This window comes from bacterium (assembly GCA_024742285.1).
Lineage (GTDB): Bacteria > Myxococcota_A > UBA9160 > UBA9160 > UBA4427 > UBA4427.
Window position 1 is genome coordinate 288,368 of the sequence record JANSYR010000007.1, and the last position, 10,264, is coordinate 298,631.

A 10,264-nucleotide genomic window follows, 5' to 3' on the forward strand; every position below is an offset into this window, starting at 1 on the left:
ATTCCGATCTTAGAGATTCGGGGCGGAGCGCGAGAGGCCCCCGACGAACCCGGCGTCTCGTGCCGATTCAGACCACGCGGCGCTTCCACGAGCCTCGCCGGAAGCGCTCGACGAAGAGGACGGCCTTGAGCGCGTAGTCGAGGATCAGGACGGACCAGACCCACGCGATTGGTGCCCCCAGGAAGACCACGAGGCCGGTCGCGATTCCGAGCCGGACGACGACGAGCCCCGAGAAGACGCAGAGGAGCGGGAAGACCGTGTCGCCGGCCCCGCGCAGCCCGCCGCCGAGGGCGAACTCGATCGCCATCAGCGGATGCGCGACCGCGAAGATCGTCAGCGCGACGATCGAGAGCTCCACGACCTCGGGATCGGTCGTGAAGCCCTCCGCGATCGGGCGCGCGAAGATCGCGAGGGCGAGTCCGATCCCGGTCATCGTCACGATCGCCCAGAACATCGCCCGCCAGCCCTCGCGCGCGGCGCGGTCCGGATCGCGCGCGCCCAGGTGCTGGCCGACGAGGGTCGACGCCGCGATCGAGAACCCCACGCCCGGCATGAACGAGAAGCTGAGCAGCATCGACCCGACGTTGTAGGCCGCGATCACGTTCGTCCCGAAGGTCGACATGACGCGCTGGAAGAGCATCAGCCCGATCTGGAAGAGGCCGCCCTCGAGACCGGAGGGGAAGCCGACCCGGAAGATCCGGCGCTGAAGGTCGAAGTCCGGTCGCCACGAGCCCTCGTCCGGCACGATCGTCATCCGCTTCGTGAGCCAGAGGAAGACGAAGTGGATCATCATGACGGTGAGCGCCAGATTCGAAGCGATCGCGGCCCCGGTGACGCCGAGCGCGGGCGCGCCGAGCTTCCCGTAGATCAGGACCCAGTTCATGAACACGTTCACGACGCCGGCGACGAGCCCCGCCCAGAGCGGCGTGCGCACGTCGCCCGCCGCGCGCAGCGCGCTGCCGAAGCTCATCGCGATCGCGAGGGGAACGGTCCCCCAGAGCCGCCACCAGAGATAGTCGGAAGCCAGCGCGACGACGTCCGACTCGACCCCGTAGATCCCGATCGCCAGCTCGGTCGCCGGGAAGACGAGCGCGCCGCCCAGCAGCGCGAGCACGATTCCCTGCAGGTGGGCCTGTCGGTGGGAGGCGCCCGCGAGCGCCCGGTCGCCCGCCCCGACGGCGCGGGCGACGATCGCCATCAGCCCGAGCGAAGGCACCGAGGCGAGCGACTCGATCAGCCAGTAGAAGTTGCCGCCGACGCCGATCGCGGCGGTCGCGCTCGGCCCGAGCTCCCGGACCATCGCGAAGTCGGTCATCCGCACGATCGTCGCGGAGCCCATCGCGAGCATCGTCGGCCAGGCGAGGGCCCAGATCCCGAGCGGCGTAACGCCCAGGTCGCTCGCTTCTCCTTCGCGATCGCGCGAAGCGTCGGAACCCGGAGCTTCGGGGGAGGACATGGGTGGACTCCGGGGAGGGGCGAGCGGCCCGGCAGCTTAGCAGGCGCCCCGTCCGTGCGATCGCGCGCACGAGCCCTCCGCTCACTATGCTCGGGGCCTTCTCCGATCCGAGGGGTTCTTTCGATGAGCGGATGCCGAGCGGCCGTCTTCAACGGCGACGGGACCTACGAACTGCGCCAGTTCCCGATCCCCGAGCCGGGACCGGGCGGCGCCGTCCTCGAGGTCGAGGCGGTCGGCATGTGCGGCAGCGACGTCGCGCAGCTGAACGGCCACCACCACGTTCCGGGCGAAGTCGCGCCGATCGTCCCCGGCCACGAAATCGTCGGCCGGATCCACGCGCTCGCGCCCGACGCCGATCTCGGGGTCGAGGTCGGCGACCGCGTCGCCGTCGAGATCATGGTGCTCGAGACGCCTTCCGCGAAGAACCCGACCGGGATCATCGCCGGCTATTCCTACACCCTCGGCGTCGAACACGAGCACGGCCTCTGGGGCGGCTACGGCGAGTACATGGGATTGATCCCCGGGACGCGCCTGCACAAGCTGACCGACGACCTGCCCGCGTCGGAGCTCACTCTCTTCGAAGGCCTGGCGAGCGCCGTCAACTGGGTCGACGTGGCCGGTGTCCGCGAGGGCGACACCGTCGTGGTTCAGGGGCCCGGCCACATGGGTCTCTGCTGCATCGTGATGGCGAAGCTCCGCGGCGCCGCGCGGGTGATCGTGACCGGAACGACCCAGGACGAAGCGCGCTTCGAGATCGCGCGCGCCGTCGGCGCCGACGACTGCGTCGACGTCCTGAAGGAGGACGCCATCGGTCGCGTCCGCGAGATCACCGGCGGCGCGATGGCGCGGATCGTCATGGACATGGCCGCGGTCGCGACCTCGACCGTCCCGCAGGCGATCGCGCTGGCGAGCCACGGGGGTCACATCCTGCTCGGCGGCCTCAAGAACGAGCAGCCGGTCGAGATCATCAGTGACCACCTGATCTTCCGATCGCTCACGATCCACGGGGGCTCGGGCTCGACGACCGCGTCCTGCGCGGAGGCCTGTCGGCTCCTCAACGAGGGACGCATCCCCGCCAAGCAGCTGCTCGGCCAGACCTGCACCCTCGACGATCTGGATCGGGGAATGGCGCTCTTGCAGCGCCAGGTTCCGGGGGACGACGCGGTCCGGGTGGTTCTGACCCATCGGTGAGCGCGCTTCGGGCGAAAGGCCACGACTCGACGGCGCCCCGCGCCCGGCACGAACGCGACACGCCCCACGCGCCCCCCACGAACGACCACCCGTCTGCGCTCAATTTTCGACCGGATCCGTCCGATCGTCCCCCCAGCGGCCCGTTTCCTGGCCTGGGGCCGCCCCTCCGCTAGACTCGGCGCCCGTTCGGACCGGCCCGGACCCCTCTCCCGACACATCCCGTCTTTGATGCGCACTCGCTCGACCGCGTGACGGACGCACAGGATTCCACCGACAGACATGGCGACCACCGACACTTCGCAGTTCAAGAACGGCCTCAAGCTCGAGCTCGATGGCCAGCCCTTCACCATCACCTACTTCCAGCACGTGAAGCCGGGCAAGGGCGGCGCCTTCGTCCGCACCAAGATCAAGAACCTCCTGAACGGTCGGACCGTCGAGCGCACCTTCCGCTCCGGGGAGAAGGCCGAGGTCGCCGACATCAGCGAGAAGTCGATGCAGTACCTCTACAACGACGGCGAGTCGATGATCTTCATGGACCAGGAGACCTACGACCAGATCCCGATCCCGCCGGACGTGATCGGCGACCAGGAGAAGTTCATGATGGAGGAGATGGTCGTCGACGTGCTCTTCTGGAAGGGCAACCCGGTCAACGTCGATCTCCCCAACTACATCGAGTCCAAGGTCGTCCAGTCGGATCCCGCCGTGAAGGGCGACACGAGCTCCGGCGCGGTCAAGCCCGCGACCCTCGAGTGCGGCGCCACCCTCGACGTCCCGCTCTTCATCAAGGAAGGCGACGTCCTTCGCGTCGACACGCGGACCGGCGAGTACGCCGAGCGCGTGAGCGGCTAGGCCGCTCCCCCGAGCCCGATGGCCACAGCGACCGCACCCGGTCCGTCCAGCTCGCCCGCGCACGGTGAGAAGCCGAAGCGCGCGATCGTGCTCTCCGGCGGCGGTGCGCGCGGGGCCTACGAGGCCGGCGTCCTCCGCTTCATCCTCGACGAGCTCCCGCGGCGGACCGGCATCCAGCCCGACTTCGACATCATCTGCGGAACGAGCGTCGGTGCGATCCACGCCTGCTTCCTCGCCGCGACCGCGGACGAGACGGAGAAGCGGGGCGAGCACCTGGTCGACATCTGGCACCGGATGAAGGTCCACGAGATCTTCGAGTTCACGACCCGGGACTTCTTCCGCCTCCCGCGGCGGATGCTCGGCGTGAAGCGCGTCGCCCAGCAGCTGCGCGAGGGCCAACGCCCGGATCGCCTCTACGGCCTCCTCGACACGGAGCCCCTCGAGCGCCTCGTCCTCCAGTCGATCCCCTGGCGCGGGATCCGCCGCAACCTGCGGACCGGCCGGGTCGACACCGTCTGCATCGCCGCGACCCAGATCGCGACCGGCCGCGCCGTCGTCTTCTGCGACTCGGCGCGCCCCGAGCTCCCGCCCTGGGCCTCCGTCTCGAACATCCGCATGCAGCGCATCCGACTCTCCCCGCTCCACGCCCTCGCCTCCGCGGCGATTCCGCTGCTCTTCCCCTCCGTTCGCGTCGGGGCGCGCTACTACGCGGACGGCGGGCTGCGTCTGAACACCCCCCTCGCCCCCGCGGTCCGCCTCGGCGCGGATCGCATCATGGTGATCGGCCTGACCCACCCGACGGAGCCTTCGGTCAACGAGGCGATCGCCCAGGAGCGGACGGCCGAGTTCGGCAACCCGATGTACCTCTTCGGCAAGGTGCTGAACGCGCTCATGCTGTCCCCGATCGAGGCGGACGTCGCGCGGATGCACTTCATCAACGACATCCTCGACGCGGGGCGCGACGTCTACGGCGACGACTTCCTGGCGCGAATCAACGCGAAGCTCCAGACGGAGGGAGACCGGGACCTCAAGCGGATCGACGACCTGGTGATCCGCCCGTCCGAGGACCTCGGCGTGCTGGCGGCAGAGGTCGTGCGGGACGATCCGGATCTCGACTTCGGGCCCTTCCTGGGCCTGCTCCGACGGGCCAGCGGCGCCGGCACGACCGCCCGCGAAGCCGACCTGCTGTCCTATCTGCTCTTCGACGCCTCCTACGCGCGACGCTGTGAAGAGGTCGGGTACAAGGACGCGGAAGGCCGGGAAGACGAGCTCGCCGCCTTTTTCGACGCTTAGCCGCAGCGCCTTCGACGCTCAGCCGCGGCGCTTTCGACGCTTGGCCGGGGAGCCGGTACTGTCCTCGCCATGCGGGGGGACCAGCTCGCACGACAGTGGCAGTTGATCCAGCGTCTGGCACGGAGCCGTGCGGGCGTCGGCCTCGACGAGCTCGCCGAGGATCTCGGCTGCGTCCGGCGCACCGTCTACCGCGACCTCGATGCGCTCATGTACGCGGGCTTCCCGGTCACGAGCGAGAAGCGGGACGGCAAGGCCTACTACCGCTTCCTCGACACGTTCCAGATGGGCCAGGTCCCCTTCACGCCGGACGAGCTGCTCGCCCTCGCGTTCTCGGAAGACCTGCTCAAGACCCTCGAAGGAACGGTCTTCCACGACTCGATCCAGGCGGCGCTCGCCAAGGTCCGCGCAGGCCTCGGCCCCGAGCTCTCGGGCTACCTCGAGCGGCTGGGCGACGGATTTCGCGTCCTGCCCGGGCCACACAAGCGCTACGCCGCCTTCCACGACACGATCCGGGTCCTGAACGAGGGCGTGCTCGAGAACCGGACCCTCGAGATGACCTACCGGACCGGTCGCACGGGCGAGGAGTCGACCCGACGGATCGATCCCTACAAGGTCTGGTACCACGGCGGTGCGCTCTACGTGATCGGACACGACCACCGGAGCGAGGAGATCCGGACCTTCGCCGTCGACCGGATCCTCGCGATCTCCGCGACGAGCGACGCCTTCGAGGTCGATCCGGAGTTCGACTTCGATGCCTACACGGCTTCCAGCTTCGGCGTCGTCGCGGAGCCCGCCGTCCCGATCCGCATCCGGTTCACGGCGCAATGGGCGTCCTACGTGAGCGAGCGCGAATGGCACGCGAGTCAGAAGACGGAAGCGCTCGCAGACGGGGGCCTCGAGCTCACGATGGAGGTCGGGGGAAGCCAGGAGCTCGCCAACTGGGTGCTCTCCTTCGGCGGCGGCGCCGAAGTCGTCGAGCCCGAGTCGCTGCGCAGCGAGGTGCGCGCCTCCCTCGAAGCGGCGCTCGCCCGCTATTCGTGACCGGCCAGGCCGGGGCGAACGAGCGCCCGGAGAGAGAGCCGGGCCGCGCCTATGCGGCCGTCGCCGCGGACGCATCGTAGATCATGCCGACGCGCTTCCAGTGGTCCTCGGTCCGCCCGGTGATCAAGCCGAGGTTGCGCAGGTTCGGCACGACCGTGTGCATGTAGATCGGGCTGTTCAGCTCCGCGAAATTCGGCAGCTGAGTCGCGACCGCGACGACGCCTTCCGGGTCGTAGCCGTACTTGTCCGCGAAGGTCCGGAGCATCTCGAGCTGCTGGTTCGCGTTCAGCGTCTCGAGGATGTTGAAGGCCCAGTCCTCCATTTCGTCCATCTCGTCCTTCGACGCTTCCGTGACGATCCGACGCATGTTGAGGACGCCGAAGGCCGCGTGTCGCGATTCGTCCTGCTCGACCCGGTGGATCATCGTCGACAGCAGCTCGTTCCGGCTCTCCTTGCGGATCGTGTCCATGATCCCGACGGCCATGCCTTCGAAGAGGGTCTGCATGCCGAGCACCTTCTTCTGCATGCCCTCCGCCTGGAGCAGGATGTCGAGCAGCGTCTTGAGATCGGCGCCGATCGGATGGATCTCGCCGACCTTCTCGTGCAGGAACTTCGCGAGGACTTCCACGTGGCGCGCTTCGTCGATCACCTGGCTCGCGGCGTAGAACTTCTGGTCGATCTCGCTGCAGACGTTCGTCAGCTGGCCGCAGAGCTGGAGCGCCGCCTGCTCGCCGTGGAGCAGCTGCGAGAGCGTGTACGCGACCTCGTCGTGGGTCGCTTCCTTCTGGGCCGCCTCGCTGCCGCCGCTCATCTTCACGCAATTCGCCATCAGCGAGAAATCGGGGTTCATCATCCATTCGTCGCGATCGATCGGCGTGTCCCAGTCGAGGTCGGTCTGGGCGTTCCACTGGCCCGCCTTGCCCTTCTCGTAGAGACGGCGCAGCTCGTCGATCTCGCTCTCGTAGGACCAGGTCCAGTGGAGCTCGACCGGCACGTCGACGTCGACGCGACTGCGCACGCCCTGGACGACGGCCTCGTCCTCGAAGTCGATGACCTCGAAGCCACCGATCTTCTTTCGCTGTTCACTGAGAATCTTGTCCATGGGTTTCCTCTGTTGGGGAGCCCTCAGCGGGCATGGGAGCCCTCAGCGGGCAGAAGAGCCCTCAGCGGGCATGGGAGCCGAGAGGGGCGTAAGAAGACGCTGGGGTCCGACGTCAGGCCACGAGCCCGCGCCGGATGAACTGGGCGACCTCGCGGCGACGGCGTTCGACCGCCGGGCCGGAGAAGACGGACTCCCCGAGCAGCGCTTCGCCGAGCTCGCCCGAGGAGAAGTGGAAGGTGATCGCCCCGATCACCGTCAGCAGCGTGTCGGGGATCGAGACCGGCCGAAAGGCACCGGAGGCGATCCCCGCCTCCAACAGCGCCGCGAAGCGCTCGAGGATTCCGGCGAGCCGCAGCTCGAAGTCCTCGAGGTCGCGATCGAGCCCCTCGGCGGCCTGGAGCACGATCGCCGGGAAGGGCTCCTCGTCGACCAGCGCCCGCATCATCAGACGGCCCGCCGGCACGTCCTCCGAGAGCGTGCAGACGACGGCATCGATCCAGGCCTCGAGCTGCTCCACCGGCGATCCGTCCGTCGCGACGGACAGCAGCGCCCCCTCGATCCGTATCAGCGAGCGGTCGAGGACGGCGCTGTAGAGCTCCTGCTTGTTCGGGAAGTGGTGGAAGAGCGCCGATTTCGAGAGCCCCACCGTCGTCGCGAGCTCTCGCATGCCCACGCCGGCGTAGCCGCCGATCGCGAACAGGCCCTCGGCGGTCTCGAGGATCTTGTCGCGGCTGTCCGGGGGCCGGGGGTGGGGGGATTCGTCGCTCGGGATCATGGTGGAGAGACTATCGACCGACCGGTCGGTCGGTCAACTGGAAAGCCGATCGCGGATCGTGACCTCGAGTCGATTCCGGGACGGACGGAACCATTCCGAGGCCCCGCTCCTCCAAGGAAATCGGGGGAGCATCGACCGCAACAAAGCCGTAATTCTGAAGCGGAATTCGCTGCGAACCGGGGGAGTTGCGAGGCGGATCTCGCTATCGTCCGCCGCCCCGGCCGCGGCCGTTCCAGCCTGACCGCGCCGCGCCGAATCGAGGGGCGCGTCTCCATCGAGGCGCGGGCCGCGATCGAGGGGCGCGCCGCTGGCCTCCACAGACCGTTCGCGTCCGCATGCCCGCTCGAATGTCCGGAGCGGCGCGCCCGCCCCTTCACATTGGCCGACTCCGGCCCGAACCCGCTTCCCAGCGATCCCAGAGCGACCCGAGAAAACCTTGCCGCCCCTTCCGCGACGCGCCACCGCCCCGAGTCGACCGACCCCCCTGCGTGTCGGAGTCCTGCTCGCCGTGGGGCTCGCGGCGCTGGTCGGCGCCTCGGGCGCCCCCGCCCAGGTGCTCCTCGACGAGGCCGATGGGCGGCCGGTCTTCCCGGTCGGCGATCTCGAGCTCGTGTATCCGACCGCCCACACGGACCACCCCGCGATCGAGGGTCTGCTCCCGATCGAGGTCGCCCTGCGCGAGACCGCCAACGGGTTCACGGCCGCGCGTCCCGACGCGCCGACGATCCCCCACGTCTTCCGCGCGAGCGGGACCGAACCGATCGACCTCGACGCGGAAGGCCTCGTCGCCGTCCTGACCGCCGTCGTGAAACGGCTCCACGCCGCCGGCTACTACGGCGTCGACGTCCGCCCGGCCGCCCGCGACTTCGACCTCGTCGAAGCGCGCGACCTGCGAACCGGAGGACGAACCGCCCTCGGCCTCGAGATCCGGATCGGACGCGTCGGGCAGGTCCGCACCATCGCCGCCGGCGACCGCGTGAAGAGCGACTGGAAGATCGACAACGAAATCCACGAACGGATCCGCCTCGCCTCCCCGCTCCAGCCGGCCAGCGTCGGGGACGAAGCCGCGACGGACCTGCTCGATCGACACGCCCTCGAGGACTATCTCCATCGCTTGAACCGCCACTCGGGCCGACGGGTCGAAGCGGCGCTGTCCCCCGGCGAAGAGCCCGGCGAGGTCATCCTCGACTACCGCATCCTCGAGACGAAGCCCTGGTTCGTCTACGGCCAGGGCAGCAATACGGGAACCAGCCGAACGAACCTCTGGCAGCAGCGGTACGGCTTCAGCCATCGTCAGCTCACGGATCGCGACGACGTCCTCTCGTTCGAGTACCTGAACACGGGCCTCGACGACGTGAACGCCGTCGCCGCGCGCTACCAGGCTCCCTTCTTCGGTTCGGATCGCCCGGACTGGATGAACCACCGGCGCGGTGACCCCGAGTGGCTCGAGTGGATCCCGCGCGACGACATCCCGTGGTGGGGCGTCGATCGGCTGCGTTGGGAGGCGGAGTTCAGCTGGAGCCTGTCGGAAGTCGGTTCCGCCGCCACCTTCCTCAATCTGGCCAACGACATCGTGCGCAGCGAGAGCTTTCTCTACGGCGGGCGCTTCGTCTACGAGGTGTACCAGCACCGGAACTTCTTCGTCGACGTCTGGGGCGGACTCCGACTGCAGGACCTCGACGTCGACAACAAGAGCCCCGCCTCCCCGACCCGCGGACAGGCGCTTCTCGTCGTTCCCCGGGTCGGTGTCCACGCGGAGCGGATCAACGAGCTCTCCGCGTTCTCCGCCGACCTCGACATCTCGGGCCAGACGAACGAGATCGACCCATCGAACCGGACCGCCCTGGGCCGAACGGACGTCGTCGACCGCTATGCCCAGCTCGGATTCAGCGTGAACTGGTCCGGCTACCTCGAACCGATCGTGAACCCCGATGCCTGGCGCGACCCGGCGACGCACACGAGCTCCACCCTCGCCCACGAGCTGGCTCTCAGCTTCCGCTCCCAGTACACCTTCGACGACGCACGGGTGATCCCGCAGGCGAACGCCACCCTCGGCGGTCTGTACAGCGTGCGCGGCTACCCTCAGTCGGTGGCGGTCGGCGACGATCTCTACGTCGGATCGGTCGAGTACCGCTTCCACGTTCCGCGGGCGCTGCCGATCCGCCGGAAGCCGCTCACGATGCCGCTGCTCGGCGACTTCCGCGCCTCGCCCCAGCAGGTCTACGGTCGCCCGGACTGGGACTTCGTCTTTCGCGCTTTCTTCGACGTCGGTCGGACCGAGCGGAACGAGTCGAGCCTCCAACCCGGCGAGCGGGACCAGACCCTGATGAGCGCGGGCATCGGTGCCGAGCTCCAGATCCTCTCGAACGTGCGCGCGCGCGTCGACTGGGCCGTCGCACTCGAAGACGAGCTCGGCGTGGGCGGCAACGGACGCGAAGTCGTCAACAGCGGAGACAGCGAGATCCATGCGTTGTTCAGCATCGTCTACTGACGCTGGGCGGCGCGAAGGCCGCCCCCGGGACGCCCGCGCGCGCACGCGAGGCAAGCGATCCGCGTT

At 68.9% G+C, this 10,264-nt stretch carries 8 protein-coding genes; 5 read left to right on the plus strand and 3 right to left on the minus strand.

Annotated features, from left to right (window positions below):
* Window positions 1-67 precede the first annotated feature (67 nt).
* Window positions 68-1,456, minus strand: coding sequence for an MATE family efflux transporter (locus tag NXI30_15095; protein ID MCR9095546.1), 1,389 nt, complete (start codon window positions 1,454-1,456; stop codon window positions 68-70).
* A 123-nt stretch (window positions 1,457-1,579) separates the two neighbouring features.
* On the opposite strand from NXI30_15095, the gene NXI30_15100 reads away from it, so the two are divergent.
* From NXI30_15100 to NXI30_15115, 4 genes are all read left to right on the plus strand, one after another.
* Window positions 1,580-2,647: a zinc-binding dehydrogenase gene (locus tag NXI30_15100; protein MCR9095547.1), complete on the plus strand. Its 1,068-nt coding sequence runs from the start codon at window positions 1,580-1,582 to the stop codon at window positions 2,645-2,647.
* A 279-nt stretch (window positions 2,648-2,926) separates the two neighbouring features.
* Entirely contained in the window at window positions 2,927-3,496 is a 570-nt protein-coding gene (efp, locus tag NXI30_15105) for an elongation factor P (GenBank protein MCR9095548.1), read from the plus strand.
* Window positions 3,497-3,514: 18 nt separating this feature from the next.
* Complete coding sequence (locus NXI30_15110) at window positions 3,515-4,789, plus strand: patatin-like phospholipase family protein (protein MCR9095549.1); 1,275 nt, start codon at window positions 3,515-3,517, stop codon at window positions 4,787-4,789.
* 69 nt (window positions 4,790-4,858) lie between these two features.
* Entirely contained in the window at window positions 4,859-5,830 is a 972-nt protein-coding gene (locus NXI30_15115; protein MCR9095550.1) for a WYL domain-containing protein, read from the plus strand.
* Window positions 5,831-5,879: 49 nt separating this feature from the next.
* Here NXI30_15115 and NXI30_15120 read toward each other — a convergent pair whose 3' ends face one another.
* Window positions 5,880-6,932: a diiron oxygenase gene (locus NXI30_15120; protein ID MCR9095551.1), complete on the minus strand. Its 1,053-nt coding sequence runs from the start codon at window positions 6,930-6,932 to the stop codon at window positions 5,880-5,882.
* Between the two features lie 112 nt (window positions 6,933-7,044).
* Complete coding sequence (locus NXI30_15125; GenBank protein MCR9095552.1) at window positions 7,045-7,707, minus strand: TetR/AcrR family transcriptional regulator; 663 nt, start codon at window positions 7,705-7,707, stop codon at window positions 7,045-7,047.
* A gap of 436 nt (window positions 7,708-8,143) precedes the next feature.
* Here NXI30_15125 and NXI30_15130 point away from each other — a divergent pair, with 436 nt between their 5' ends.
* Window positions 8,144-10,198 (plus strand): hypothetical protein, encoded by a 2,055-nt coding sequence (locus NXI30_15130; GenBank protein MCR9095553.1) that lies wholly within the window; start codon window positions 8,144-8,146, stop codon window positions 10,196-10,198.
* The last annotated feature ends 66 nt before the right edge of the window (window positions 10,199-10,264 follow it).